The following is a 26,558-nucleotide window of genomic DNA, read 5'->3' as shown; positions in this document are numbered from 1 at the left end:
AGCCCGCCACATCCTTCTCGACATGGGCCTGTGGTGGCCGGAGGCCGACTCCGGCAAGCTGCGGGACGCGGCGAAAGCGTGGCGTGCGTTCGCCGAGTCCGTGGACGATGTCCGCTCCCCGGTGCACCGCAGCGCGTCCGGGATCATCCACAACAACACGGGTGAGTCGATCGAGGCGTTCCGCAAGTTCTGGGGCCGTTACGCCCAGGGCAAGGACGGCGGCTGGCTGAGCGATCTCGCGAAGTCGTCGCGGGACATGGCCAGTGCGCTGGAGACGTTCGCCGATGCCATCGACGACGCGATCAACAAGCTGTGGACGCGGATCGCCATCGACGCGGCCGTGATCGCGGGTGGTGTGGCGCTGGCCATCATGACCGCGGGCATCGCGTCGGGTGCGGCGGCAGCGGCGGCGGACGCGGTCATCGAGTTCGGTGCCACGATAGGCGTCGGGGTCTCCGCCGTGGTGGCCGACATCATCGGAGGTGCCTTCGCCGGCGTCGCGTTCGGCGGGGTCGAGTCGGTCACCGTCGACCTTGCCGTGGCCCAGCCGCTGCAGATGGCGGCGGGTCTGCAGCACGGCTTCAGCCTGGACGAGGTCAACCAGGCCGCCAAGAACGGCATGATCTTCGGCGGCGCCCTGGGAGCGGGCGGCGGCCTGCTGAAGGCCAGCATGGAAGGCGGCCTCGCCGACACCACCCCACTGCTGCTGCGCCCGCCGTCGCTCCGCCCCGACCTGGTCGATCTGGGCACGGCGGCCCGCAACGCCGACGACACCCCGTGCGTGGGCGAGCCGATCGACGTGGCGACCGGCGCCATGCTCATGACCCAGACGGACCTCACCCTGCCGGCCGCGCTCCCCTTCGAGTTCACCCGCACCCACCTTTCCTCGTACCGGGGTGGCGTCTGCTTCGGCTCGACCTGGATCTCCAGCCTCGACGAGTGCCTTCAGATCGACGGTGAGGGCGTCGTCTTCGCTGCGGCGGACGGCATGCGCCTGGTGTACCCAGTACCGGAACCGGGCGTACCCACGATGCCGGTCAAGGGCGCCCACTGGCCCCTGGAGTGGGACGGTAAGCCGGACGGCGCGATGACGGTCACCGACCCGGCGACAGGCGTGACCCGCACCTTCGCCGCCCCCGTTCCCTCCCCGTCCTTCGGTGTCTTCGACCTGGCCCTGGACTCCTGGAGCGACCGCAACGGCAACCGCATCGACGTCGAACGCGACGACGAGGGCGTCCCGTTCGGTATCCGCCACTCCGGCGGCTACTACGTCGCCGTCGACACCCAGGGCCCCCGTATCACCGCCCTGCGCCTGCTCGACGAGGCGCCCTCCCGCTACCGCCCCGGCACCGCGCTGGACGAGGGCACGGTCGTCATGCGGTACGGCTACGACGCCGCCGGCAACCTCACCGAGGTCATCAACTCCAGCAGCGAACCCCTGCGGTTCACATACGACGCCGAGGGCCGCGTCACCCGCTGGACCGACCGCAACGGCACGTGGTTCTCGTACTCCTACGACGAGTGCGGCCGTGTGGTGCGTACTGAGGGCGTGGACGGAATCCTGTCCGGCACCTTGACCTACGACGACGCGGCACGCACGACGACGTACACGGACTCGCAGGGCCGCGTCTCGGTGCACCGCTACAACGCCGAGGGCCAGGTCGAGGAGGAGACGGATCCGCTGGGGCACGTCACCCGCACCGGCTGGGACGAGTACGGTGCCCGGCCCGTCACCGTCACCGACCCCCTGGGACGTACGACCCGATACGCCTACGACGCCTCAGGCAACCTGACGGAACTCACCCTGCCGGATGGATCGGTCGCGCGGGCCGTGTGCAACGCGTTCGGGCAGCCGACCGAGGTCGTTGAACCAGGCGGAGCGGTCTGGCGGCACACCTACGACGAGCGGGGCAATCTCCTCACGACCGTTGACCCCACGGGGGCCGAGACCCGGTACACGCACGACGAGGCCGGCCGCCCGACCACCATCACTGATGCCCTCGGCCACACCCGCACCATCGCGTACGACCCGGCCGGTCTGCCCGTCGCGACGACCGACGAGCTGGGCCACACCACGACGATCCGCAGGGACTCCTTCGGCCGGATCGTCGAGGTGACCGACCCGCTGGGCCATAGCACCCGCCTTGGCTGGACCACCGAGGGCAAACAGGCGTGGCGCCAACACCCGGACGGTACGCGCGAGTCATGGGCCTGGGACGCGGAAGGCAACCTCCTCAGCCACACTGACGCCGCTGGTAACACGACCCACCATGTTCTGGGCCCGTTCGACGTCCCGGCCGCACGGACGGACCCGGACGGCGCCCGTTACGAGTTCGCCTACGACACCGAGCTCCGCCTGACCGGTGTAACCAACCCGCAAGGGCGCACCTGGTCGTACACCTACGACCACGCGGGTCGGCTTACAGCGGAGACGGACTTCAACGGCCGCAGGCTGACGTACGTCCATGACGCGGCAGGGCAGTTGACCTCCCGGATCAACGGCGCCGGAGAGACCTTGCACCTCACGCGGGACGCGGTGGGGCGGGTGGTGGAGCAGCGGTCCGAGGCGGGAGCCGTTACGACGTTCGCGTACGGTCCCGACGGCGGTCTCGCGCAGGCGGCCAACGCCGACGCCGAGGTCGTACTGGAGCGGGACAGCCTGGGCCGCGTGCTCTCGGAGACGGTGAACGGCCGCACGACCACCCATGCGTACGACGCCCTCGGCCGCCGTGTCCGCCGGGTGACGCCGTCAGGGCTGGCCTCGGAATGGACATACGACCAGGCGGGCCGCCCGCTCACCCTGCGCTCGCCTGTAGGCGAACTGCACTTCGACCACGATCCCGCAGGCCGCGAGACGGAGCGCCGCCTCGGCACGGAGGTGAGACTCACCCAGAGCTGGAGCCCACGGAACCTGCTGACCGGGCAGAGTCTGACCTCCGGCCCGGCGGCGGACGGCGTGGACCGCCTCCTACAGCACCGCACCTACACACACCGCGCCGACGGCTACCTCACTGAGATCCGCGAGCTCACCTCGGGCACCCGCCGCTTCGACCTCGACAGCATGGGGCGCGTCACCGGGGTGCGTGCCCACGGCTGGACGGAGACCTACGCGTACGATGCTGCGGGCAACTTGGTGGACGCCACTGCCCCCGCCCACGACGAGCCCGGCGAGCGCGAGTTCGTCGGCACTCTCGTCCGCTCGGCGACCGGGACCGCGTACGAGCACGACGCGCAGGGTCGCCTGGTCCGCAGAACCCGCCGGCTTCTGAACGGCCAGAGCCGTACGTGGACCTACGTCTGGAACGCAGAGGATCGCCTGACGGAGGTGGTCACCCCGGACGGCGACCGCTGGCACTACGCCTACGACCCGCTCGGCCGGCGCATCTCCAAGCACCGGGTGGTCGAGGACGGCTCGGAGCACGACCGTACGGAGTTCATCTGGGACGACACGCTCTTGGCCGAGCAGACCGCAGCGGGCCGAGTGCTGACCTGGGACTACAAGCCGGGCACCCCTCGCCCGGTGGCCCAGACCGACCACGAGCCGTCGGCTTCACGGTCGAACGCGTCGTTCCTGGCGCGGCTGGCCGAGGAGACGAACCCCGAGCGCACCGCTCGCTTCCACGCCGTGGTCACGGACCCTGTCGGTACCCCGATGGAACTGGTGTCCGCGTCCGGAGACCTGCTCTGGCAGCGCCGCACCACGCTGTGGGGCACGCGCTTTCCTGTCCCGGATGATGGCGCCGGGCCCGTCGACTGCCCGTTGCGCTTCCCGGGGCAGTACGCCGACGACGAGACAGGACTGCACTACAACCTGCACCGCTACTACGACCCCGGGACGGCCCGGTACATCAGCGCGGACCCGTTGGGGCTGGTGCCGGCGGACAATCACCACGGCTATGTGCGCACTCCCCTCACCTGGATCGACCCCCTCGGCCTCTCCCCCTGCAACTATGGCCTCGACGACTTGTCCCAGGCGGCCACCACCATCAAGAAGGGCCAGCTCTCACCGGCCGGCAGGGCGCTGCAGAAACACGGCGACCCGAGCCCGGGCAATCTGGCTAAACGGGGGCAAGCTCATGTTGACATGTACAATTTCGGCAAGCTCACCAATAGTGAGCGGACCGAGATCGCCAATGAGATGATCCAGGACATACTCACCGACCCGAATGTGGTCGAGAAGGTCAACACCTCGGCGTCGGCCCAATACGGCGGCATCACCCGCGACTTCCGGGTTCCCGGCGGCTGGGGCGCCCGATGGAGTTGGCGTGGGGGCCAGCTCACTTTCGAAGGATTCCTGTGATGGCGGGGCAGCACGAGACCGAACCGGCATACCGAGCAGAGGACTTCGTCGCAGACGGAGCACTGCGGGACGTCTGCGTCCTCGACACCACGATCGACGACTGGCGGCGCATGTTCGACGGGCTGCCCGTTGTCCCGGGGAATCATGTCCTTACCTGGACGCTCTCCGGCACCACGGAGAGCGGTGCCTTGGACGCCTCTGTCGTATGGTCCCGGCTTGAGCAGGACCCGGAGGAATCGGCGAGCCTGGCCATCGACGTCGACGGCGTGTGGTTCACCTGCTATTTCTTCGACATTGAAGAGATCGAGTTCACCTTCGATCCCTCCGACGTGGTCGACAAGGCGACCTTCGCACCCGTTCGCGCCTTCGTGACCTGGCTGGGAACGGCGACGGGCCGAGAAGTCATCGTGACGATGGAAGGCACCGACCACGCTGCCATGCCTGCCTTGATCCGATGGCGGCCGTGAAGTTCGTCAAGCCTTGACCCGGAAGCCACTGATCAGGGCACGATGATCTACCTCTCGGTCGTCACATTTGGTTGACAGCCTGCGCGGCTTTCTGCAGGGTGACGCCCGCGTCCTCAGTTGCATCGGTGCCGACACCTCGTTCAATCGCGTGACCATGCTCGCTGCCCACGCGGCCGGGCTTGAGCAAGGAGCCGAGGTGTCCCACCCCGACAGCTGCGACGAAGCCTGCCCAGTCGGGCATACCGAAGAGTAGCTCGGGCCCGTCTGGGTTCTTGGAGTCCGGGACGCCGACCTCGTTGGAGAAGTCGGCGACTTCGACGCAGTACGAGTCCTCGTTCCCGCTGTACGAACTCTTGCGCCAGGCACTCCGCGGCGTGTGCTGAGAGTTCAGCGATGCCTTCCAGAGACTCACGTCGTGCTGGTGCCGATCCGGTAGACGATCTTCTCGTTGTCCTCCTCGAACCCGAGCGATCGGTAGAAGGTGCGCGCGTCCGAGTTCACTCGGTCGGTCATCCATTCCAGGCGGGTGCAACCGGGGCGTGCCGTAGCCAGGTCACGGAGTTCGCTCATCAGCTGGGCGCCAATGCCCTGCCGGCGCAGGGTGTCACGGACGTACAGCTCCTTGAGGAAGAGGGAGTGGGTGGAACCGGCGCTCGGCCAGAGGAACGAGTACGCGGCGAGGCCCACGATGTCGCCCGCCTCGTCCTCGACCACCAGGGCGGAAGCCAGAGGCGGCGACCCGAAGAGCGCCTCCTCGACCTGTGCCTGACGCTCGTCGAACGGCTGGATGTCGGCATCCGCAGTGCCGTAGAACCGCTCGATCTCCTCGATCAGCCTGGCCAGCTGTCGGATGTCGTTCTTCTCGGCCGGCCGGATCGTTACGGTCATCGGCGTACAGCTCCTCTCGTGCGGGGTGAGCCTCGGGCGGGCTGCGGTGCGGTCAGGGGGCGGCCGGCGCAGCAGCATCCAGCACCCAGCCGTACCCCTGTAGAGAACCCTGGACGTGCCGAATGAGATACGCCAGGTCCGCGCAGTAGACGGACGGGTTGCGGTACCCACGGTCTGTGCTGAAGCGGTGCGGCAGGTATCCGCCGCCGCACACCGCCACCAGGGGACAACTCTGGCACTCCTCGGCGAGTGCGACCGTGCCCTCCTGCTGGCGGTGCCGGAGCTTGGGGTGGCGGACGGCAGTGTCGAAGGAGTCGTTGAAGACGTCGAGCCCGAGGCTGGTGGCGCCCTCCTCGACGGAGCGGAGGGTGTCCACGCCCTCGATGCTGCCGTCGGACTCGATCACGACGCTGGTGGGTGGAGCCAGCCCGAGCGTCTCCACCGAGCTGCGCACGCCGGAGTTCAGCGCGACGATGTCCTCCAGCATCCGGACGCTGTGCTGGTGGTCCGGGCGGTCGAGCCAGGCGTCATAGACCTGGCTCATCCAGAGCCCGTACTCGGGCACGCTCGGGTCGTTGCGGTGGGGTGGATCGTCGTGGGTCCCGTGTGGGAAGCCGAAGTCGATCACAGGGGGCTCGAAGGAGGCCAGGTAGTCGTGGACCTCGACCGGGTCGTTGGCCAGGTCCACGACGGCGAGCAGTCCGGCGAACAGGTGCGGCCGGGATCGCAGGAGTTCGATGCCGCGCACGGTGGAGGCCGAGCTGGATCGCCCGTGGTGGGTGAGCCGGTGCCGGTCGTTCGCGGCCGGCGGCCCGTCGAGACTGACGCCCACCACCACGCCGTACTGCTCGAAGAGGTCCAGCCACGTCTCGGAGAGAAGTGTCGCGTTGGTCTGGAGCTCGAAGTGCACCTCGGTGCTCGCCGGAATCCTCTCCCGAACAGCAGCGAGGAGGTCGGCCATGTGCCGGACACCGGCGAGCAGCGGTTCTCCGCCGTGCAGTACGACATGGACGGCCGGGAGGTCGTGCGCCATGACGTGCTCGCCGATCCTGCGGGCTGCGGCTCGGGCTATGTCCAGGCCCATCCGGGCGGGCAGGTGCCGCGCCGACTGGTCCTTGGAGTTGAAGACGAAGCAGTAGTCACAGTCGATGTTGCAGCGGTTGGCGATCTTGAGGATGATTGTCCGGAAGGGAACGGCGACTTCGAGCCTCGTCATCGATGTCAGGTGTTCAGAACGGCCAGGGCCAGATGAGCGAGGCGGCGTGGGCGCCGTCGCCAACGCGGTTCGTCGCAGCCTGTTCGGTCAACCGGCGCTGTTGTACTCGGGCGGCGACGCGGTCCAGGACCACGTTGCCCCGGGCGGGCTGCTGACCGGCGGGGGCCATGGCGTGCGACGTGGAAAGAGACGTACGTGACGGCATTCAACGCTCCTCGTGGAGGACGTGCCCGAGACGGGACGGGCGCGGTGCGACGGCAGTGGTTGAAGGCGACAGAACGGCTCGCAACGTAGCAGTCCGGCCACTCACCGCAACACAGGGAAACCGGCCACGCGCTTGGCTCATCCGGCCTGCGACACCAGGAAACGCTCGATGTCATCAGCCGATGCAATCACGCCCAACTGCCGGTAGATGGCCAGAGCTTCGCGTAGGGGCCGCTCTGCCTGTTCGGGGCCGTCGATCACCCAGTTACAGCGGCCTACTCCCTCCAGTGCTCGTGCCTCCTCCAACGGACACCGGATGGCCTGCGCCATCGCCAGCGCCTGTTCGAAGCGGCGGCGCGCCGCGCCCAGGTCGTCGGACGTACGCAGCAGCGTTCCCCAGTGGTTCAGGACCTCCGCCTCACCACAGCGATCGCCGAGTTCGCGGAGGATGCCGAGGCTCTGATCGAACGCCTCGACAGCACCATCTTGGTCACCGACAGCCGCGCGAGCGGCCCCCAACTCGCCGAGTGAGGCGGCCTCGCCCCCGCGGCTGCCGAGATCGCGGTACGCCTCCAGGGCTTCCTCCAGCACGCGGCTCGCCGTCGTCGCGTCTCCGGTCAGCCTGTCCAGTGCGCCGAGATAGCGGATGCAGGTCGCGCGCCCGAACCGTTCGCCGAGTTCGGTGAAGTACTCCAGGGCCTGAGTGTGGGACTCGCGAGCGCCGTCGAGATCCCCGGTGACCCGCCGTACGACGCCCAGCTCGTTGAGGGCGTACGCCTGGTGGACACGATCGTCGAGTTCTTCGTAGATGCCGAACGCCTCGAGGTGCCGTTGCGCGGCCTGCTCGTACTCGCCCATGAGGCAGTGCACGACGCCGAGATCGCGCAGGGAGTTGGCCTCCCCGTACCGGTCGCCGAGCTCACGGTAGAGCGACAGGGCTTCCGACTGGGCCTCGACGGCTGCGTCGAAGTTGCTGGTCTGGCGTCGCACCATGCCGAGGTCGGCGAGGGCGTTGGCCTGTCCGAGCCGGTGGTCGATCTCGCGGTAGAGGGCCAGGGCCTCGGTCTGGGCGCGGGCCGAGGCGTCGTTGTCCGCGGTCAGGTACCAGACGATGCCGAGCTGGTTTAGGGAGTCAGCCTTGCCGCCGTGGTCGCCGACCGCGTCGTACTGCGTGACGGCCTCGTTGAGGGCCTCGGTCGCCTCGGGATAAGCGGCCATGAAGCGTCGTATGACGCCGAGTTCGGTCAGCGCGTCGGCCAGTGCCCGCTGGTCGCCGGTGTGCCGGGCGGCCTCGGTGGCCGTCCGGTGCAGCCCCACGGCCTGGTCCCAGGGGCCGGCCTGCCGCAGGAAGGGCGCCATGGCTGCCGCCAGACGGATCACCAGGTCGTACAGAGAGAGGGCGTTCGCCCGCCGAATGCAGGCCAGGATGTTGGGCCGCTCGTCCTCCAGCCAGCTCAGTGCAGCCGGGCGCGACTCCAAGGGCGGGGTTTCCACCTCTCCGGCATCATCCGGCGGAGGTGAAGCGACCGCGCCCCTTCGGGCGATGTGATCGTTGGCGACGGCGAGTGCGGCCAGATAGTAGGTGCCCACACGCCGGACGGCCTGTACGTGGTCCATGCTGCCTCCTTCGTCAGCGAGACCGCGGGCGTAATCGCGCAGGAGGTCGTGAAGCCGGTAACGGTTTCCCGGATGCTCGTCGATCAGGTGGGCGTCGTAGAGCGCGTCGAGCTGGTCGCGGGCACCCGCCACCGTGACCGCGGCGAGCGCCGCCCCGACGTACGCGTCGAGATCCGTACCGGGGTAGTGACCGAGGGTCCGGAAGAAGTGCTGCAACTCCGCTGCCAGGTCCTGATAGGACAGGTCGAAGGTCGCGGCGACCGCACGCTCCCCAGCCCGCAGTTCGCCCAGCCGGTCCCGGGCCTCAACGAGCCTCGCGTGCAGATCCGCAGCACTCCAGGAGGGGTGATGCCGCAGTCGTGCAGCGAGCAGTGATACCCCGAGCGGCAAGCACCCGCACAGCCGGACCATTTCCCCGAGCACGTCCCTGTCGAGTGCGTCGGCTGGCCGGCCACTGAGCCGTACGAACAGATCCACCGCGTGATCCGGTGGCAGCGCCTGAACCGGCAGTACCACCTCCTCCTGTGCGGCCAGCCGTTTGCGCGACGTCACCAGCACCAGGCATTCGCTCTCGCCGGGGAGCAGCGGCTCCAGCTGCCGGTAGCTGCCCGCGTTGTCGAGGATGAGCAGCGCCTTCTTCCCCGCGAGCCGGCTGCGCCACATGGCCGCCCGTGCCTCGGTCACTGCTCCGACGTCGTCACCGACAGGGATCTGCTGCGTCGGCACACCGGCGGCGGCGAGCAGCGAGGCCAGAGCCTCGGTGGCCTGCACTGGGTTGCGTCCGGGTGTGTGCCCGTTGAGGTTCACGAAGAGTTGTCCGTCCGGGAACCGCTCCGACAGGACGTGGCCCGCGTGCACGGCGAAGGCGGTCTTCCCGACGCCCGGCATCCCGTCGATCACATGGACCGGGAGACCTTCGCCTGACTCCTGCGCCGCACGGACCGACTGGACCAGCGACTCCAGCTCGGCGGACCGGTTGGTGAATGCCGAGGTGTCACGAGGCAGCGACCGCAGCACCAGGGCGGCGCCGGGCGGGCCTGACCGGTCGTCCGCTCGGAGCACAGGCTCAGGGTCCAGCCGCGAGGGCCGACGATCGTCCAGCACAGTAAGGATCGCGGCCAGCGCGGCCGCGATCACCCCCAGTATGACGAACGACAGCCAAGGATGCCTTTGTAACCAGCCCAACCAGGACGGCCAATGCGACTGCGCCGACACCGCGTTTGTCACCAGACCCACGAGCATCGTGGTGACCGCGCCGCCACCGGCGACGACGGCGAGTGCCGCTCCGCGCCGCATCCTCATGCCACAGGCTCCGCTGTCCCGCTGTGCGAAGAGCGTCTCGGTGGCAGCGAATCTTGATCCTGCGGGGCTCCTGACCTCGGCACCCCTCTTGTCGCCGTGCGGAGTGAGCAGCGGGTTGGTCGGCACGGCACATACAGGTGCACCCAGATCACGTACACACCCCCGGATCGCACTGATCTCGACGTCACATCGTCAGTAAGCGGACCAGCCGCAACGGACCCGGTCAAGGTCACCTCTGCGCCACCCACTGTCGGGTATCGGCCATTCAGAACGGCCGAACGCCCGCATCTGAGTACAAGTGCTCATGCGCTCCATCACGCCGGGGTGTTGGGTGATGGCATGCCTGACGAGCCGCCGGCCTCCCGGCTGCGGGCGGAGCGGCCCCACATGGATGGCCTGTTCTCGGTCGCCCGCCGCTACGGGTCGACTGTGGCCTGTCACTGCTGGTAGCTAAAGTTGCTGGTGCGGATGTGAGCAGTCGATTGTTCTGACGATACGGGGAGGGTGTTGTGCTTCCGAGCGATGGCGGGGCGACGTCGGGTACGTCGTCGTGGGCGTCCGGCCTGTTCGACGTGGCACGCGAAGCCGTCGCCGATGTGGCCACGGAACTGTCGTCCTTCACCACCTTCCAGAAGCGCGTCGATGCCCTGATCCACGACCTGAAGGGCTCACAGGCAGGCCCAGGCAAGATCGGGCAGGAGCAGCTCGCACGCCATCAGTTCGGGGGCGGCGCCGGAGCGTGGGCAGAAGCGGCCGGGCTGTTCAGCACGTACGAGACGGTGATCAGCGAGCTGGAGACGCTGTCGAAGCTGCTGTCGGACTCCATGGAGGGCATGGGCATCGCGGTTATGGCCTCGCACAAGGGCTACCAGAACGTCGACCTGGACATCCGTGACCGCATGGCGGCGATCAGCGCGGAGACGACGAAGGACTACGGCAGCGGCTACGACCCTGAGGGGCCGAGCAAGGCCCACAGCAGCGGGAACGGGACGCAGACGGGGCAGCCGTCGAAGCCGGCGCCGGCGGGTGGCGACGCGGGTGGTTCGATCTGATGGGGCGGACGGGAGCGGGGGAGTTCTGATGTCTGGCAAGGGATCCGGCGGTGGTACGTCCTTCGAGGACATGAGTCACGAGCAGATGCTGGCGTGGCTCGACCAGGCCGACCCCGGCATGGTGCAGGCCGCCGCGGACCGACTCACCGCGGCCGCCCAGGAGATTCGCAAGATCGCCGAGGAACTCAAGGTCCGTCCGCAGTGGGTGGAATGGAAGGGCGAGGGCGCGCACGCGTTCCGCACCTGGTCCGCCGACCTGGCCAACTCCACTCTGCGACTTGGTGACTTCAGCGAAGGCGCTGGGAAGTGGCTGAGGGAGGCGTCCGGGGCGATCGCGCACGCGCAGGTATCGATCCCGCGCGACACCAAGGGCGCGCAGGCGAACCTGGACGCGGCGAACGCGGCGCACAACGACCCGGACGCGGGAGCGGTGAGCGCCAAGGCCAAGAGCGAGCTGGCTGCGCTGGCGGCGCACGAGGAGAAGGTCCGCCTGGAGGCGGCGGCGCAGATGCGGAAGCTGGGGCAGACCTACGAGTGGTCGGCTACGCAGATGAACGGGTTGGAGCGGCCCAAGTTTCCGCCGCCGCCGAAAGCGATCGTGCCGCCGTCGGCATCCCTCACCGTGGACCGCGACAACAGCGTCGTCGGCCCGGCGAGAAGCGGCGTCGGCCATGCTCCCGCGGTAACTGGCGTGCCCTCGCACGCAGCCGACCAGGGACCGGCAACGCACTCAAACCCTGCCTCCGTATCGCACCCGCCAACCTCGCCCGACCACGTCGGTTTGTCACAGCATCCTCCGGTGGGGAAGGCTGAACCACCTGCCCGGATGGGCATCGACTCCGTGGGCACGTTGCCCCATGCCCCACACACGGCGGCGAGCGCGCCTACGAGCACGCCTAGTGGTCTCCCTGGCGCCAGTCGGGCCGACGGCCCCGTCCCAGCGCAGCCTGCGATCATCCCTCCTGCGTTCGGGAGCAGCACCAGAACACCTGCGTGGCAGGAGGGGCCGGTCAGACCCGTAACTGGCTCGGTGTCGCCGGGCAGAGACGTCACTGGTCCTCTGCAACGAGGAGGAATGCCAGCGCAACGAGTAGGAAGCCCAGCCGGTCCGGCAGAACCGGGGCGGGGGACGATTCCCGGACGGCCCCCCTTGGCGCCAGGCGAGGAAGTCCCGACGCCGAATCCTGGACGCATGCCAAGCGGCGGCGGCAACGGCATTGTCGGGGGCCGTCCGACCACGCCTTCTACGGGCCGGCCGACAGGGGCCATCCCCCGCGGAACGGTGGTGGGTGCGGAGGGCCCGACCGCCCGCGGTCCCGTGGGGCGTCCTACGACAGGCACCGGTGATCCTGCGCCCCATCCAGTTGGTCGCACGGCTGGGGTCCCCGGTGGTCGCACCGCCTCGCCCTATGGAAGAGTCGTCGGCGACAGCACGCAGGAGTCGTCTCGGGGGTCCCTGAGCTCGGGAGCTCCTGTGCGAGGGGGCATCTCTGGTGGTGCGCCCACCTCCAAGCGGTCAGGCGGCACCCGCGCCAACGCGACTCCGCGGGTGACGTCATCGGCATCTTCCAACCAGCCGCGCAGCACCGCTGTCACGCCTGGCGGCCGCCAGTCCAAGGAGCAGCGGAACCGGAAGGACGACCAGCGTTCCGCTCGTCCGACCTCCGAGTGACCGCCCGCGAACAGCGAAGGAAAGCCCATGCTCTTCAAGAGGACCCGATTGGGGCGCCGTAAGGCCGCGGCAGCAGCCGTGCTGGGCCTGCTGCTGGTAGGCGCCCCGGGCCAGCCGGCGTATGCGGAGGGGATGCGTGCGCAGCAGTGGTTCCTCGACGCCATGAAGGCGGAGCAGATGTGGCGCACAAGTACCGGCAAGGGCATCACGGTCGCCGTGATCGACACAGGAGTGGACGCGGGCAACGCTGACCTGAAGGGGCGCGTCCTGCCTGGAAAGGACTTCGCCGCAGGCCAGGCAGGAGACGAGCACACCGACTACGACGGTCACGGAACGGGCATGGCTGGTCTTATCGCCGGGACCGGAGCAGCTGACGGCGGAAACGGAGCCTTCGGGCTCGCTCCAGGGGCCAAGATACTCCCGGTACGGATGCCGAAGTCCACAACAGCGGCCAACGAGGCGGCGTCCATCGAGCAGTTCAACCAGGTGCTCCCGAAGGCGATTCGTTACGCGGCGGACGCGGGTGCACGGGTCATCAACATCTCGATGGCGGCGGAGGAGGGCTCGCCGGACGTGACCGCTGCTGTCACGTACGCCTTGGGAAAGGGCGCGTTGGTCTTCGCGGGCGTCGGTAACAGCGCCGACAAGGGAAATCCGGTCGAGTATCCCGCAGCGACGCCCGGTGTCGTCGGCGTGGCCGCGGTGGGCAAGGACCTCCGGCGTACTTCGTGGTCCGAGTACGGCTCTCAGGTGGACATGTCCGCTCCAGGCGCAGACATGGTCGCCGCTTGCACCAGCACGACAGGCTTCTGCAGGACCGACGGCACCAGCGACGCCACGGCTATCGCCTCCGCCAGCGCGGCCCTCATCTGGTCCAAGCACCCTGACTGGACCAACAACCAGGTCCTCCGCGTCATGCTCAACACCATCGGCGCCCCCACGGATGGGGCCAAGCGCAACGATTCCATCGGCTACGGCATCGTGCGGCCGCGAATCGCCCTGCAGAATCCCGGCGACCCCGGCCCGGCTGACGTCTACCCGCTCCCGGACTTCAAGACAGCGGCGTCTCCGTCGGCTTCGCCGAATGCGTCGGGCTCCGAAGGCTCCGATGCTCAGACAAAGGGTGGCAACTCGCCTGCGGCAGCGTCCCAGGACAGCAGTACCCCCTGGATCGCCCTAGGCGTCGGAGCGGTCGTACTTCTCGGCGTAGGGATCGCTGTTGCCGTCGTCGTCCGGAAGCGTCGGACAGCCGCATCACCGCTCCCAACGACCACACCCACTCCGGGCCAAGCGCACAACACCGCGCAGGGGTTCACGCCTTCGCCGTACACGCCCCCGGTTCCGCCGAACAGCGTCCCCCCCTCCGATCGGGGACCTGGCGCTGTCTGAGTACGCATACTCAGACGGGCTGGTGGCTGATACGGATGGGGCACTCGACGCAGCGTTACTACTGTGCTTATTGACCACCGCAGCGCTGCCGTAGCGCGTTCGCAGCGTCTCGGCGACGTACGACCAGACACGGGGAGGGGCCACGCATGGCATGGGGAGGACAAGCGCGTGGGGTTTGACTGGGAGAAGGCCGTAGGCGTTCCGCCCCGCGCCGACGATGCGGGACGCAGCCGCATGCAGTTGGCGAGCGTGAACGGCGGGGGAGGCGATGGCACCGGGGGCGGCGACGCCGATCTGCGGATCAGCAAGACACCGTGGACGAGCGCGTCCGGCGTGGCGGACGAACTGCACACCGCCACCAACAACGGTCTGACCGACCTCAAGGAGGCCAGCACCGGCTTAGCGGGCGGCACCGAGAGATTCGACAGTACGGCCGCGCTGAATGAGATACGTGCCACCTGGGACGCTCGGCTCACCGCTGTTCGGGACGAATGCGGTCGGCTGCATGGAACCCTGGCCAAGACCGGGAAGCACTTCGGCGAGGTCGACCAGCACGTCGGGGGCCGAGTGGGTGGAGTTCACGTGGGCAACCGCCCGGATTGGGCAAGGTGAGGTTGGTGTCCACGTGGCAGCAACTTCGGGACCTGAAGCTGTCCGAGTACCGGGACGCCGCCGGCGGATGGGGCAAGGTAAGTCACCGCGCGGATGCCGCCCGACTTCGGGTCGACCGGGAGATGACGATTCCCGTCCGGTCTACGCAGAAGGGGGAGACGGCCACCAAGGCGGCCGGCGACCTGGACCGGCTCAGTCGTAACTACCAGTACATCCACGGCGAGTGCGGTCTGATCCGGACAACGCTGGAATCACTCGCCGCCGACCTGGAAGGACCTCAGCGAAAGCTGAAGCAAGCGTTGGAAGACGCCGAGGCGCTCAAGTTCACGGTGAACGAGGACGGTTCGGTGACGTATCCCCCGCCCATCGCGAAGGACGGCACCCCGGCGCCCGTCCCTTACGGGCCGTACGCCCCAGGCACATCGTCAGCAGGCCCTATCGTGCCGTTCGCCCCCGGTGAGGGCGGTGGCACAGCGCGAGCGGGCGCACCGGTCCCATACCTGCCTGGCAAGGGCGAAGGCGGCGGCAATCCCATCAAGGCCATGGCCGAGAGCGTTGCGGAACAAATCGCGAGCGCTGTGCGCGAGGCAGGCGAGATCGACGCGCGCTATGCATCCGTGCTCCGCAAGCTCAAGGCTCCGGCCGGGCTCGACGTCACCGACGACATGCTGATCGACGCGGCCAAGGTCATGCAGGCCGTGCAAAGGACCGTCGGCGGCTACCTCGACGAGAAGAAGATCCCGCACGGAAAGTGTCCCGCCGAGAACAGGAAGTGGTGGGACGGTCTCACCGACGAGCAGCGCGATGAGTACGCGACCCTCTATCCGGCCGAGATCGGCGCGCTCGACGGCCTGCCGTCGGAGGTGCGCGACACCTCCAACCGGATCGTGCTGGCGGAAACACGGGCACAGTTCGCGCAGGAGTACGAGCGATTGGGACCCGAGCCGCCGCAGTACGTCCGGGTCGGTGACCCTCCCTCAGCCGTCGTCAACCCGATCTGGCAACAGTGGCAGAAGGCCGGCGGCGTGCGGGTGCGGGACATGCTCAGTGGCATGGACGATATCCAGGCCAGGTTGGACGCAAGCGGCGTGCCCGGCCCGCACGGCAAGCCCGCCCTGCCACAGGCGTACGTACTCGGCTTCGACACCAAGGGCCTCGGACACGCGATCATCGCCAACGGCAACCCGGACACAGCGGACAACACGGCTGTGTATGTGCCCGGGACGGGGGCGCAGCTAGCGAATGCCGGCGGCGACATCAAGCGGATGACGGATACGTGGCGACAGACGCACCAGATGGCACCCGACAAGACCACGTCCACCGTCACCTGGATCGGCTACGACGCCCCGCAGAACATCCTCACCGATTCCCCTTCGAAGAGCTACGCCTACGACTCGGCCCCCAAGCTCAACAACTTCCTGGACGGCCTGCAGACGGCCCGCAGCGGCTCTGAAGCATGCACGCCGTCAAGCCACACGACGGTTATCGCCCACAGCTACGGCACCACCGTCGTCGGCGCTGCCACCAAGGAACACCACATCGCGGCCAACGACATCGTGGTCGCTGGCAGTCCGGGCATGCTGGTGGGCGACGCGAGCGACCTGGGCGTGGGAAGCAACCACGTCTGGTCCGAGGCCGCCAGCGACGACCCGGTGCCCTACATCGGCAAACAGTTCCTGGGAGGAGAGAAGTGGGGGGTGCAGTACTACCACGGGGTTCCCTACAACGCCGGTTACATCACGACCATTCCGTCCGACGAGGCATTCGGGGGGCATCGGATGGAGGTCAATACGAGTGGGCACAGCGGCTACTGGGACGAGGATTCGAGGTCTTTGCAGAATCAAGCCCGGGTGGTCGTAGGTCAGTACGACCTGGTTACGGAAGAAAAGTGAACCCGATCATGAAACTGCCCCTACGTCGTCAACGTGCTCTTGCCGCTGCGGCCCTTGCCCTACCCCTCCTCGTGACGGGATGCTCGAAAGACGTGACTAGCAACGATGTGACCGGCGTCGGAAACGATCCTAAGCCGACGACTCTCGCCGTGGACAAAGCCAGGACACAGGCCAACCATTTCTCCAGCCAGATCCTCGACATGATCGGAATCAAAGAAGGCAAGGTGACAGAGGGGGGCGCTGGCGTCTCTCTCTGTGACAAGGATCCCAATCATCTCTACCGCATGCACCACCCCTGGTCGATCTACCAGGTGTCGGAAGACAAGCTGAAACAGGGATTCCAGCGCTTGCGGGAAAATCTGCCCGAGCGCGGCTGGAAGGTCGTTGATTATGGCCCCAATAACAGCAAGGCCAAGGTCCTCGAACTCACGGCCGACTCAAAGACCGAGCCCTACTCGGTGAACGCTGTGCTCGTGGTGTCCACTCCCACCCACCTTCACGAATCAAACCCCAGGATCGAGGTCACTGTCGTATCCGGATGCTTCCGCGCCCCAAAGGGTACGGACCTCAGCAAGGAGTACTGACATCGTGCTGTTCCTTCCGCATAGTGGGTCCCGGAACGAGTGACGACACCATTCGGGCCCGTGGATCCGGGCAGCGTCAGAGTTGCTTGCTAGACGGAGTAACTCGGCTGGGCGCAGTCTGCATCAGACTAGGCCCTTTTCCAGAGCATCTCGCCGGATGTCGGCGAGCCGCACCTCGCGGCCATCGAGTTGCGCGTGCCAGAAGTTCCAGCCGGGGCACGACTTGGTCTGCAGAACGAACTCCCCTGCTGCCGAGAGGGACCCGAACGTCTCGCCGGATGTGACCTGGATACGCCCGTCGCCGAGGACTTGGGCCTGGAAGAGTTCGCCGCGGCGTCGACCAGTGAGCGTTGCGTTGGCTGGCAGCAGTCCCTTGGCGATGAGGTCGGTGATCGCGACATCGTAGCGAGCACGGGTTCGGGTGCGTGAGCGGTCAGGAGGCTGCGGCGAGGACGCCGGTCGGCTACCGAAGACTGCGGGATCCCAGACGCGTTCGCACAGGCGCTGGTAAAGGTCCTGGCGCATACCGATGGCTTTCCTGTCGAACTTGGGGAACGACCGAAGCAGCCAGTCGAGCTTGTATGCCTTCACGAACTTGTTGAAGGTCGGGTTTCGTTCTCTGTAGTTGACATGGAGGGAGCCCGCGAGGTGGTTCTGGCGTTGGTAGAACTCGACCTTGTCCTCGTAGGGGAGATCCTGGTAACTGGCGTTATCCGACTTCCGCAGGAGTAGCAGTGCGCCGAGGCGGTTGCGGTAGAGTCGAAAACGGCACGCGTGCCGGTCTCGGGCTGGTAGCGCTCGAAGTGGTTGGCCCAGATGTGCTCGATTTCGAAAGGGCGTTGGGCGTCGAGGTAGCGGTGCATGTCGTCGCCCCGCTCACAGGCGGTCTCGACGAAGCCGGTGAGGCGGGCGAGGAGATAGCGGACCTGGCGGCTGTTGTTCGAGCGCAGGCCGTATGTCTTCATGCCGGTGAAGTCGTAGTCGAGGGCGGCGGCCTCCTCAGCGAGGAGGGTGCGTAGTTTGTCGATGCTGACACCGCCGCGCAGCCGCTCGACGAGCCGGACGGCCTCGCGGTCAAGGTGTGCGCCCGATGACGGCAGGTCGTTGACGAGGCGCCGTGCGAAGACGAGATCGAGGTAGTCGGCGATGAGCCCGGCCTTCGTCTTGAAGGTGCTGGAGTCGTCTCGGGGTTCAACCGCGGCCAAGATCGGGGCAGCTCCCGCCCGGCCCCGGAGGCAAGCGCCGCCGGCCCCGCAAGGGAGGCTTCCTCACCCAGAAGAAGGCCCAGGAGGCCGCGCAGCAGCTCTGGGACAAGCCCCAGGGTGGCATCGACGTCGACTCCAAGGAGACCGTCGAGCAGTACCTCCGCCGCTGGCTGAACAAGCGCGTCGACCTCAAGCGCAGCACTCGCGGGGACTACGAGGACTTCATCAACCGCATCTACATCCCGGCCCTCGGCCATCTCGCCATGCGCGACCTGCGAACCCGTCACATCCAGGCGATGTTCGAGGAGATCTGGGCCTTCAACGAGGTCAAGGCCGCCAACCGCCTCGCCGCCCAACAGGCCAAGGCGGAGTGCGCAGCCGCCCGCGAAGCCTGGAAGCAGGCTCCCAAGCCCCGACCGCCCCACCTGCGTGCCCGCTGGAAGGCCGCCCAGGCCACCCTGAAGGTGGCCAACGCCAAGCCCCGTCAGAACACCGGCCCCGGCACCCAGAAGAGGTACCTCGACACCCTCTCCGCAGCCCTCGGTGACGCCGTCAAGGAGAAGCTGATCACCGAGAACTGCGCGGACGGCGTCATCATCCCCAAGTACCGCAGACCCGACCCCCTCGTCTGGACCGACGAACGCGTAGCCCACTGGCGCAAGACCGGCGAGAAACCCGGCCCCGTCATGGTCTGGACACCGGAGCAGACCGGCGAGTTCCTCGACGCGGCCGCCGAGCACCCGCTCTACGTCATGTGGCACCTCATGGTCTTCCGGGCACCGCGCCGGGGGGAGGCCACCGGCCTGCCCTGGTCCGAGGTCGACATGACCAAGGGCCGCGCCAACATCGTCGAGCAGCTCGTCTCCGACTCCTTCTACGGCGTGTGGGAGGACACCCCCAAGAGCCGCAGCGGTCGGCGCACCATCGCCCTCGACTCCGCGACCTTCGCCCTCATGACCGCCTGGCGAGACGTGCAGAAGGCGCAGCGGGAGGAGTGGGAGCGCAAGCACAAGGAGGACCCGAAGAAGTACGGGCCGTACGTCGACAGCGGCTACGTCTTCACCCAGGCCGACGGCCGCCCCTGGCACCCCGACAACGTCAGCCAAGCCTTCGAGCGCCTCATCAAACGGCTCGGTCTCCCGCCCGTCCGCCTCCACGACCTTCGCCACTGCGCGGCCTCCCTGAGTCTCGCCGCCGGCCTCTCCATGAAGGCCATCCAGGCTCTCCTCGGGCATGCCTCGTACTCACTCACCGCGGACACCTACACCTCCCTCATGCCGCAGTTCGAGAAGGAGGCCGCGGATGCCCCGGTCGACCTGGTGCCCCGCAAGGGCGGTGAGCGAGACGGCAACCCAGCTGCCGCCGAGGCGACTTCGGAGACGGAGCCGCAGGCGTCCTCCACCGACGACACCACGGAAGCGGCCGCTGCGCAGCGCCGGAGGCTGTACCTCGTCAGGCCCGACACGCACGGGGACAGCGGCAGCGGTGACCAAGGCGTCGCCTAGAGTTACGTCCCCGCATTGTCCCCGCACGCATGAAAACAGCCCCTCCGGGAATCACCCCGGAGGGGCTGTTCGATACATATGGCCTGGTCAGGCCGCGTGCCCCCGGCAGGATTCGAACCTGCGACACCCGCTTTAGGAGAGCGGTGCTCTATCCCCTGAGCTACGAAGGCAACGAAGCATTGCTCGATCGTGGCGACGGAGCCGCCGATCGACAGTGTAGCGGGTGGGGCGGCGCGGTACGGCGGGCTGTGGGCCTGGTGGGGCGGCGGGCTGCTGGGGTGGGGGTCAGGATGCGGGGATGTGGGTGAAGCGGGAGGCGATGTGGAGGTCTGACTCGATGTGGGCGGCGGTCGTGCGGAGCGCGGGGAGGACGTCGTGGACGCAGGCCTCGAGGGTGCGGCGGGCCGCGTGGGTGGCGACGTTCAGCGCGGCGACGGCACGGCCGGCCCGGTCCCGCAGTGGTACGGCGATGGAGCGCAGGCCCGATTCCAGTTCCTCGTCGACCAGGGCGTATCCCTGTGCGCGGACCTCGGCGAGGGGCGGGGGGAGGGGGGTGGTCGCAGTGTCCGCCAGGAGGACGCGGCCGAGGGAGGTCTCGGCGGCGGGGAGGCGGGCGCCGACCGGGATGCGGACCGTGAGGACGCGGCTCGTGCCCGCCCCGGCCGTGTACTGGATCTCCGTGCCGTCGGGTGTGAGGACCGCCAGCGCCGTCGGCTCGTGCAGGCGGTTCGCGAGCAAGCGGAGGTGGGACTCGGCCAGGTGGGGCAGTGTGGTGCGGGACAGGGGCGGGAAGCCGAGGTCGAGGACGCGGGGGGTGAGGGTGAAGGTGCGGTCGGGGCGGGCCACGGCCAGGCCGAGGTGTTCGTGGGTGAGCAGTGCGCGGCGGGCCGTGGCCCGGGCCAGGCCGGTCGCCCGCGCCACCTCGCTCAGGGACAGCGCCGAGCGGCCCTCGCCGAAGGCGGCCGGCACGGTCAGGCCGCGCGCCAGGGACTCCACGAAGTCCCGGCCCAGCTGGTGCTTGGACGCCGTCGTCCAGGTCGCCAGGCCCGAGGGCGGCGGGCCGGGCTCGGGCGGGGGAGCGGTGCGCAGCTCGGACTCCATCGCCGCCACCGCCGTACGAAGGCGGGGGAGGAGCGCGGTGCGCAGGTCGGTCGCCGAGTGGCGGCTGGTGTGGCTGACCACGCTCGCCACGCAGGCCACGCGGCCGGTGTCCGGGTGCCGTACGGGTACGGAGACGGCGACCAGGCCCGGTTCGATCAGCTGGTCGTCCACGGCCCAGTCGTTCCGGCGTGCCCGCTCCACCCGTTCCGGGAACGCGGAGTCGTCGGCGGGCGGCTGGTGTGGCGGTACGGCGGGGAACGTCGCGTCCGTCGGGTCCGCCGCGCGGCGGGCGCGCCAGCGTCTCCAGTCCGGTTCGGTCCACTGGGTCGCGAACAGCGGGCCCGGCGCGGTGCGTTCGGCCGGGAGCAGGTCGCCGATGCGGAAGCTGACGGACATCGCGCGACGGCGGGTGGCCTGGTGGATGAAGCGGATGCCGTCGAGGTCGGCGACCGCGAGCGACACCGACTCGTCCAGTTCGTCGGCGAGGGCGTCGGCGTGGGCGCCGAGGAGTGTGGGCAGGCGGAGGGCGGCCAGGTAGGCGTTTCCCAGCTCCATCACGCGGGGGGCCAGGACGACGTCCCGGCCGTCGAGGCGGACGTAGTCCATCCGGGAGAGGGTCGCGGTGATGCGGTCGACCGTGGAGCGGGCCAGGCCCGTGGCCCGCTCCAGTGCGCTCGGGCTCAGCGTGCCGCCCGCCTCGGTCAGCCGCCGCAGCACCCCGACCCCGCGCAGCAGCGGCCCGACCGTTTCCCCCGCTGAGGCACGGGCGTCGGCATCCAGCGCGGTGGCACTCTTCGCGGGCATCGGCTCTCCGGTACGGCATACGGGCACGCCTACGGTAAACCGCCACCCGGTGTGCCGTGACGTGCACGAGGCGCTGTGACGTCACCGGCCGCGTGCCCCGGTGATGTGCACGAGCCCCCTACCCCCGCGTCACCCGCACCCGATACGTCCCCTCCCCGTTCCTGCTGACCACCTGCACGGTGATGCCATGGCGGGGGTCCTTGAAGGTCTCGCCGGGGGAGAAGGGGGCGTCGGAGAGTTCGGCCTGGACGTTGGGGCTGCGGGTGCAGCCACCGCTGGCCTGGTGGCTGTCGTAGACGGTGACCGGTCCGCGTCCGGTGTCGATCGTGCCGTCCACCTTGTAGATCAGCACACCCGGCCGGCACACCACTTCGTCGTTGCCGCCCTGCTCCCGCACCTCCAGGACGTAGGAACTGTGCGCGTCGAGGGGGACGAGGACGAGCTTTCCGCCGCCCGGCTTGTACAGCGGGGTCAGCTCGTAATCGACGCTGCCCCGGGTCGCCGCGCAGCCCACCTGGGAGCCGTCCAGCCAGCCCAGCTTCCACTTGTGCCAGCCGAGCAGGTCGTTGGAGGCCCCCCAGTCCTCGCTCATGATGTCCCAGTGGCCGACCGCGCCCCCGCCCTCCTGCGTGTACAGGTCGGGCAGGCCGAAGGTGTGGCTGTTCTCGTGCGGCAGCACCCGGTAGCCGGTGCGGGAGTAGGAGCCGGAGCCGTCGTCCTGGCGGGAGTAGACGAAGGACGCGTTGGCGACGGGGACGCCGTCGGCGACCGGGGCGTCGCCGTTGCCGGCGAAGGTCACGGACAGGACCGTGTCCAGGGCGGAGGGACCGGCGTTGGGGGTGATGAGGACGTTGAGGATGTCGTATGCGCGGAAGTCCACCCTCGGGTCGGCCGCGTGCACGATGTCCTGCACCAGCTGCCGGTAGCCGGGGTCGAAGGGCGCGCCGCGCTCTATGCCGTACCCCTTGAAGGGCTTGGGCATCCGCAGCCATGTGGTGATCGGTGTCTCCGGGCGGTAGTCGAGGTGCCCGTACGACGCGGTGCGGAACCACTCCTGGGTCTGCGGGAAGAACTCGTGGAAGCGGTTCATGGCGCTGCCCTGCCCGGGCGCGTCGGAGAAGTCGACCATCAGGGTCAGGGCGTGGAGCGTGCCCGTGGAGCGGGCGTAGCCGTGCGGGGTGGGTATGCCCTCGGTCATCTCCACGCCGTCACCGCCCTGGACCGCGCAGGGGGTGAGGGCGGAGCGGCCCGTGCCGATGGGCCCGGCGGTGGTGGGCGCCGTCAGGTGTCCGGTCCCGGCCGAGGTGCCGACCGCCAGGGTCAGTGCGGTCACCGCGGCGAGAGCGGCCGTCCGGCGCCGGCGTATCCGACGGCGTGCGCGCGGGCGCGCGGCGCGGGCGAAGCCGGCCCGGTGGGTTCCTGCGCGGGACAGGGATATGCGGCGGGGCGGCTGCGGCTGCATGCATGGACCCTTCGTTCCACGGCAGCCACAGGTCTCCGGCTGCACCCTTGCGCTCACCCTGTGTCGGTGGGATGCGGGGCGCGCGCTGGAGGAGACCGATCGTGGGAATGCGGGCCCGCACGGGGGTGAATCCCGGCGGGATGTGAATGTGTCTCAGGTCACATGCATTCTTTTCGCGGGCGGGAAATAACCGGGGACGCTCTCCCCGTTTAACCATGTGTCCAAGCGAAACGGGGACGGCTTCCCCGGATCGCCCGAGCAGAGCTCCAGCAGACACCAGAGCCCCAGCAGACCCCGAAGACCCGAAGCAGACCGAGGAGTACACCGTGCCGACGGCGACCGTTCCCGCACCGCGCAAGGCGTCCCGGCCGCGCGCCGACGCCGTGCGCAACCGGGAGCGGATCGTCACCGCCGCCCGGGAGATGTTCGTCGAGCACGGCCCGGACGTGCCGCTCGACGAGATCGCCCGCCGGGCCGGCGTCGGCAACGCCACGGTGTACCGCAACTTCCCCGACCGCGAGGCCCTCGTCCGCGAGGTCGTCTGTTCCGTCATGGACCGTACGGCCGAGGCGGCGGAGGTGGCCCTCGCCGAGACCGGGGACGCCTTCGCCGCGCTGGAGCGGTTCGTGCACGCCGCCGCCGACGAGCGGATCAGCGCGCTGTGCCCGATGATCTCCAGCAGCTTCGACAAGCACCACCCCGACCTGGAGGCCTCCCGCGAGCGCGTCGAACAGCTCGTCGAGGAGGTCATGGAGCGGGCCGTGGCGGCCGGACAGCTCCGGTCCGACGTCGGCGTCGGCGACCTGATGATCGTCGTGGCCCAGCTGAGCCGGCCCCCGGCCGGCACGGACTGCCTGCGCGGCGACCGTTTCGTCCACCGCCACCTTCAGCTGTTCCTCGACGGCCTGCGGGCACCCGCCCGCTCCGCCCTGCCGGGCACGGCCGTGACCATCAAGGAGCTGCGCGACTGCTGACCGATTAGTTCGGCTCCCGATCCCAGTCCACCCGTACGCCTGACCTTCCACCCGTACGCCTGGCCTTCCGGCCGTCACCGTCGACGAGCCGCGCTGTTCGCCTGCCGCTTCTCCTCCTGTCTCTCTCGCTGCCTCTCCTATCTCGTTTTCCGTCACGAAGTCCCGAAGTGGGTACCTCCATGTCCGAAACAGCCCGTAAGGCTCCCGGCGCCACCGCGCCGACCGGCTTCGCCGCACGTGCCGGCGACGCCAACCGCTGGAAAGCGCTCGTCTTCATCGCGCTCGCCCAGCTGATGGTCGTCCTCGACGCCACCATCGTGAACATCGCCCTGCCGTCCGCCCAGAGCGACCTCGGCATATCCGACGGCAACCGGCAGTGGGTCGTCACGGCCTACGCCCTCGCCTTCGGCGGTCTGCTGCTCTTCGGCGGCCGGATCGCCGACAAGTGGGGCCGCAAGCGCGCCTTCGTCACCGGCCTGGCCGGCTTCGCCCTCGCCTCCGCGCTGGGCGGCGCCGCCACCACCGGCCCGATGATGTTCGGTGCCCGTGCCCTCCAGGGCGTCTTCGGCGCCCTGCTCGCCCCGGCCGCGCTGTCGCTGCTCGCCGTGATGTTCACGGACGCCAGGGAGCGCGCCAAGGCGTTCGGCATCTACGGCGCCATCGCGGGCGGCGGCGGTGCCGTCGGCTTCATCCTCGGCGGAGTGCTCACCGAGTACCTGAACTGGCGCTGGACGTTCTTCGTCAACGTCCCGTTCGCGGTGGTCGCCGCGCTCGGCGCGTACTTCGTCATCCGCGAGCCGGAGGGCGGCCGCAACCGCAACCCGCTCGACCTCCCCGGCGTGCTCCTGTCCACCCTCGGCCTGGTCTCGCTGGTGTACGGCTTCACCCGCGCCGAGTCCGACGGCTGGGGCGACGCCACGACCATCGGCCTGTTCGTCGCCTCCGCGGTGCTGCTGATCGCGTTCGTCGTCACCGAGACGCGGGTCAAGGCCCCGCTGCTGCCACTGCGCGTGGTCACCGACCGCAACCGCGGCGGTATCTACCTCTCCCTCGGCATCGCGATCATCGCGATGTTCGGCACCTTCCTCTTCCTGACCTACTACCTCCAGGTCGTGAAGGGCTTCTCGCCGATCAAGACCGGCTTCGCCTTCCTGCCGATGATCGCGGGCATGATGATCGGCTCCACCCAGATCGGCACCCGTCTGATGACGCGGCTCCCGGCCCGGCTGCTGATGGGCCCCGGCTTCCTGGTGGCCTCCGTCGGCATGCTGCTGATGACCCAGCTGGAGATCGGTTCGTCGTACGCCTCGACGATCCTGCCGGCGATGCTGCTGCTCGGTCTCGGCATGGGTACGGCGTTCATGCCGGCCATGTCCCTGGCCACGCTCGGCGTCGAGCCCCGGGACGCCGGTGTCGCCTCCGCGATGGTCAACACCTCGCAGCAGGTGGGCGGCGCCATCGGTACGGCCCTGCTGAACACGATCGCCGCGTCCGCGACGACGTCGTACATCAAGGACCACAGCGCCGCCGCCAAGCCCCAGCTGCTCCAGCTGGAGGGCATGGTGCACGGCTACACCAACGCCATCTGGTTCGCCGTCGGCATGCTGGTGCTGGCCGCGGTGATCGTGGTGACCTTCGTCAACGCCGGCAAGCCGGAAGCCACCGCCGTGGCCTCGGGGGACGGCGCGGAGGACGAGGTGCCGGTGCCGGTGGTGGCCCACTGAGCGGCCGTACGGTGAGCTAGCGGAGCCAGGGCAGGTCCGCACCCACTTCATCGGGCTGGAGGCCCTCGGCGACGATCTCCATGATCGCGCCGAGGGCCTTCTGCTGTTCGGGGCTGAGCCGCTCGAACAGCGCCTGCCGTACGGCCGCCACATGGCCGGGCGCGGTGCGCGCCAGCACCTCGGCGCCCGCGTCGGTGAGCACCGCGAACTGGCCGCGCTTGTCGGAGGGGCAGTCCTCGCGGCGCACCCAGCCGTTCTTCTCCAGCCGCGCGATCGCGTGCGACAGCCGGGAGCGGGTGATCTTCGCCTGCATCGCCAGCTCGGTCATCCGCAACCGGCGGCGCGGAGCCTCGGCGAGGCCGACGAGCAGGCCGTAGTAGATGTGCGGCATGCCCGCGTCGCGCTGCAGCTGCCGGTCGAGGTGGTCCTCCAGCAGGGTGGTGGCGTGCAGATAGGCGCGCCAGACGCGCTGTTCCTCGTCGCTGAGCCAGCGGGGCTGCGCGGCGGAGTCGGATGCCGTGTTCATGCGCTCCACTGTACGAGGCAGCTCCTTGAAACTTGAACAAGTCGGGCGTACGGTAGGGACAT

General features: G+C 68.8%; 20 protein-coding genes, 1 tRNA gene and 1 pseudogene. 11 read left to right on the top strand and 11 right to left on the bottom strand.

Annotated elements, in window-relative coordinates; genetic code table 11:
• The first annotated feature begins 22 nt into the window (after positions 1-22).
• Together SRB17_RS29630 and SRB17_RS29625 are read left to right on the top strand one after the other, a co-directional pair.
• Positions 23-4,300 carry a DUF6531 domain-containing protein gene (locus tag SRB17_RS29630; RefSeq protein ID WP_194294198.1) on the top strand — a complete coding sequence of 1,426 codons (4,278 nt, stop codon included), beginning with the start codon at positions 23-25 and terminating at the stop codon, positions 4,298-4,300.
• Positions 4,300-4,767: a hypothetical protein gene (locus tag SRB17_RS29625; protein ID WP_153543225.1), complete on the top strand. Its 468-nt coding sequence runs from the start codon at positions 4,300-4,302 to the stop codon at positions 4,765-4,767. The genes SRB17_RS29630 and SRB17_RS29625 overlap by 1 nt, the downstream gene beginning before the upstream one ends.
• A gap of 61 nt (positions 4,768-4,828) precedes the next feature.
• On the opposite strand, the gene SRB17_RS48190 is transcribed toward SRB17_RS29625, so the two are convergent.
• The 5 genes from SRB17_RS48190 to haaT all read right to left on the bottom strand — a co-directional run bounded on the left by SRB17_RS48190 (position 4,829) and on the right by haaT (position 9,994).
• Positions 4,829-5,179, bottom strand: a complete 351-nt coding sequence (locus SRB17_RS48190; protein ID WP_323376412.1) for a DUF397 domain-containing protein — start codon at positions 5,177-5,179, stop codon at positions 4,829-4,831.
• On the bottom strand, positions 5,176-5,655 hold the full coding sequence (gene haaN, locus SRB17_RS29615) for a cyclophane-containing RiPP N-acetyltransferase HaaN (protein WP_153543223.1): 480 nt from the start codon (positions 5,653-5,655) through the stop codon (positions 5,176-5,178). Before haaN ends, SRB17_RS48190 begins: the two co-directional genes overlap by 4 nt.
• Before the next feature lie 52 nt (positions 5,656-5,707).
• Positions 5,708-6,871 (bottom strand): FxsB family cyclophane-forming radical SAM/SPASM peptide maturase, encoded by a 1,164-nt coding sequence (locus SRB17_RS29610; protein WP_153543222.1) that lies wholly within the window; start codon positions 6,869-6,871, stop codon positions 5,708-5,710.
• Between the two features lie 13 nt (positions 6,872-6,884).
• Positions 6,885-7,076 (bottom strand): HaaA family cyclophane-containing RiPP peptide, encoded by a 192-nt coding sequence (gene haaA, locus SRB17_RS29605; RefSeq protein ID WP_153543221.1) that lies wholly within the window; start codon positions 7,074-7,076, stop codon positions 6,885-6,887.
• 137 nt (positions 7,077-7,213) lie between these two features.
• Entirely contained in the window at positions 7,214-9,994 is a 2,781-nt protein-coding gene (gene haaT, locus SRB17_RS29600) for a cyclophane-containing RiPP biosynthesis TPR protein HaaT (RefSeq protein WP_153543220.1), read from the bottom strand.
• Positions 9,995-10,503: 509 nt separating this feature from the next.
• Here haaT and SRB17_RS29595 point away from each other — a divergent pair.
• The 5 genes from SRB17_RS29595 to SRB17_RS29580 all read left to right on the top strand — a co-directional run bounded on the left by SRB17_RS29595 (position 10,504) and on the right by SRB17_RS29580 (position 17,195).
• Complete coding sequence (locus SRB17_RS29595) at positions 10,504-11,046, top strand: hypothetical protein (RefSeq protein WP_323376411.1); 543 nt, start codon at positions 10,504-10,506, stop codon at positions 11,044-11,046.
• Positions 11,047-12,745: 1,699 nt separating this feature from the next.
• Positions 12,746-14,107, top strand: coding sequence for a type VII secretion-associated serine protease mycosin (gene mycP, locus SRB17_RS29590; protein ID WP_153543219.1), 1,362 nt, complete (start codon positions 12,746-12,748; stop codon positions 14,105-14,107).
• A gap of 234 nt (positions 14,108-14,341) precedes the next feature.
• Positions 14,342-14,719: a hypothetical protein gene (locus SRB17_RS45555; protein ID WP_194294179.1), complete on the top strand. Its 378-nt coding sequence runs from the start codon at positions 14,342-14,344 to the stop codon at positions 14,717-14,719.
• 5 nt (positions 14,720-14,724) lie between these two features.
• On the top strand, positions 14,725-16,611 hold the full coding sequence (locus SRB17_RS48185) for an alpha/beta hydrolase (RefSeq protein WP_194294178.1): 1,887 nt from the start codon (positions 14,725-14,727) through the stop codon (positions 16,609-16,611).
• Positions 16,608-17,195, top strand: coding sequence for a hypothetical protein (locus SRB17_RS29580; protein WP_153543217.1), 588 nt, complete (start codon positions 16,608-16,610; stop codon positions 17,193-17,195). Before SRB17_RS48185 ends, SRB17_RS29580 begins: the two co-directional genes overlap by 4 nt.
• Before the next feature lie 123 nt (positions 17,196-17,318).
• Here SRB17_RS29580 and SRB17_RS29575 read toward each other — a convergent pair whose 3' ends face one another.
• A complete protein-coding gene (locus tag SRB17_RS29575; protein WP_194294177.1) occupies positions 17,319-17,786 on the bottom strand; it encodes a hypothetical protein in 468 nt (155 codons plus the stop codon).
• Positions 17,783-18,400 carry a hypothetical protein gene (locus SRB17_RS48180; protein ID WP_194294176.1) on the bottom strand — a complete coding sequence of 206 codons (618 nt, stop codon included), beginning with the start codon at positions 18,398-18,400 and terminating at the stop codon, positions 17,783-17,785. Before SRB17_RS48180 ends, SRB17_RS29575 begins: the two co-directional genes overlap by 4 nt.
• A gap of 35 nt (positions 18,401-18,435) precedes the next feature.
• Here SRB17_RS48180 and SRB17_RS48595 point away from each other — a divergent pair.
• Both SRB17_RS48595 and SRB17_RS48175 read left to right on the top strand, forming a co-directional pair.
• Positions 18,436-18,684: pseudogene (locus SRB17_RS48595) on the top strand (hypothetical protein); the annotation flags it as partial.
• On the top strand, positions 18,664-19,905 hold the full coding sequence (locus SRB17_RS48175; RefSeq protein WP_153543215.1) for a site-specific integrase: 1,242 nt from the start codon (positions 18,664-18,666) through the stop codon (positions 19,903-19,905). The pseudogene SRB17_RS48595 and the gene SRB17_RS48175, both read left to right, overlap by 21 nt.
• Positions 19,906-20,002: 97 nt before the next feature.
• On the opposite strand, the gene SRB17_RS29565 is transcribed toward SRB17_RS48175, so the two are convergent.
• The 3 genes from SRB17_RS29565 to SRB17_RS29555 all read right to left on the bottom strand — a co-directional run bounded on the left by SRB17_RS29565 (position 20,003) and on the right by SRB17_RS29555 (position 23,272).
• Positions 20,003-20,075, bottom strand: a tRNA-Arg gene (locus tag SRB17_RS29565).
• A 115-nt stretch (positions 20,076-20,190) separates the two neighbouring features.
• Positions 20,191-21,810: an IclR family transcriptional regulator domain-containing protein gene (locus tag SRB17_RS29560; protein ID WP_153543214.1), complete on the bottom strand. Its 1,620-nt coding sequence runs from the start codon at positions 21,808-21,810 to the stop codon at positions 20,191-20,193.
• A gap of 118 nt (positions 21,811-21,928) precedes the next feature.
• Positions 21,929-23,272, bottom strand: coding sequence for a M6 family metalloprotease domain-containing protein (locus tag SRB17_RS29555; protein ID WP_153543213.1), 1,344 nt, complete (start codon positions 23,270-23,272; stop codon positions 21,929-21,931).
• 326 nt (positions 23,273-23,598) lie between these two features.
• Between SRB17_RS29555 and SRB17_RS29550 the strand changes: the two genes are divergently transcribed.
• Positions 23,599-24,246, top strand: a complete 648-nt coding sequence (locus SRB17_RS29550) for a TetR/AcrR family transcriptional regulator (protein WP_323376410.1) — start codon at positions 23,599-23,601, stop codon at positions 24,244-24,246.
• Positions 24,247-24,425: 179 nt separating this feature from the next.
• Complete coding sequence (locus SRB17_RS29545; RefSeq protein ID WP_153543211.1) at positions 24,426-25,970, top strand: MFS transporter; 1,545 nt, start codon at positions 24,426-24,428, stop codon at positions 25,968-25,970.
• Positions 25,971-25,986: 16 nt separating this feature from the next.
• Here the strand turns inward: SRB17_RS29545 and SRB17_RS29540 are convergent, their stop codons facing one another.
• Positions 25,987-26,496 carry a MarR family winged helix-turn-helix transcriptional regulator gene (locus SRB17_RS29540; RefSeq protein WP_153543210.1) on the bottom strand — a complete coding sequence of 170 codons (510 nt, stop codon included), beginning with the start codon at positions 26,494-26,496 and terminating at the stop codon, positions 25,987-25,989.
• Positions 26,497-26,558 lie beyond the last annotated feature (62 nt).

Origin of the sequence: Streptomyces sp. RB17, from assembly GCF_009604455.1 — a bacterium.
In the GTDB taxonomy this organism is placed as follows: domain Bacteria; phylum Actinomycetota; class Actinomycetes; order Streptomycetales; family Streptomycetaceae; genus Streptomyces.
The sequence above is the reverse complement of the archived record's forward strand: the minus strand, read 5'-3'. Positions and strand labels throughout refer to the sequence as shown.

Excerpts from the sequence above, each read along its gene's own strand:
- SRB17_RS29630 (WP_194294198.1), top strand. The coding sequence starts at position 23 with ATGGGCCTGTGGTGGCCGGAGGCCGACTCCGGCAAGCTGCGGGACGCG.
- mycP (WP_153543219.1), top strand. The coding sequence starts at position 12,746 with ATGCTCTTCAAGAGGACCCGATTGGGGCGCCGTAAGGCCGCGGCAGCA.
- SRB17_RS29610 (WP_153543222.1), bottom strand. The coding sequence starts at position 6,871 with ATGACGAGGCTCGAAGTCGCCGTTCCCTTCCGGACAATCATCCTCAAG.
- haaN (WP_153543223.1), bottom strand. The coding sequence starts at position 5,655 with ATGACCGTAACGATCCGGCCGGCCGAGAAGAACGACATCCGACAGCTG.
- SRB17_RS29540 (WP_153543210.1), bottom strand. The coding sequence starts at position 26,496 with ATGAACACGGCATCCGACTCCGCCGCGCAGCCCCGCTGGCTCAGCGAC.
- SRB17_RS29545 (WP_153543211.1), top strand. The coding sequence starts at position 24,426 with ATGTCCGAAACAGCCCGTAAGGCTCCCGGCGCCACCGCGCCGACCGGC.
- haaT (WP_153543220.1), bottom strand. The coding sequence starts at position 9,994 with ATGAGGATGCGGCGCGGAGCGGCACTCGCCGTCGTCGCCGGTGGCGGC.
- haaA (WP_153543221.1), bottom strand. The coding sequence starts at position 7,076 with ATGCCGTCACGTACGTCTCTTTCCACGTCGCACGCCATGGCCCCCGCC.
- SRB17_RS48175 (WP_153543215.1), top strand. The coding sequence starts at position 18,664 with ATGCGCGACCTGCGAACCCGTCACATCCAGGCGATGTTCGAGGAGATC.
- SRB17_RS29560 (WP_153543214.1), bottom strand. The coding sequence starts at position 21,810 with ATGCCCGCGAAGAGTGCCACCGCGCTGGATGCCGACGCCCGTGCCTCA.
- SRB17_RS29555 (WP_153543213.1), bottom strand. The coding sequence starts at position 23,272 with ATGCAGCCGCAGCCGCCCCGCCGCATATCCCTGTCCCGCGCAGGAACC.
- SRB17_RS29625 (WP_153543225.1), top strand. The coding sequence starts at position 4,300 with ATGGCGGGGCAGCACGAGACCGAACCGGCATACCGAGCAGAGGACTTC.
- SRB17_RS45555 (WP_194294179.1), top strand. The coding sequence starts at position 14,342 with ATGCAGTTGGCGAGCGTGAACGGCGGGGGAGGCGATGGCACCGGGGGC.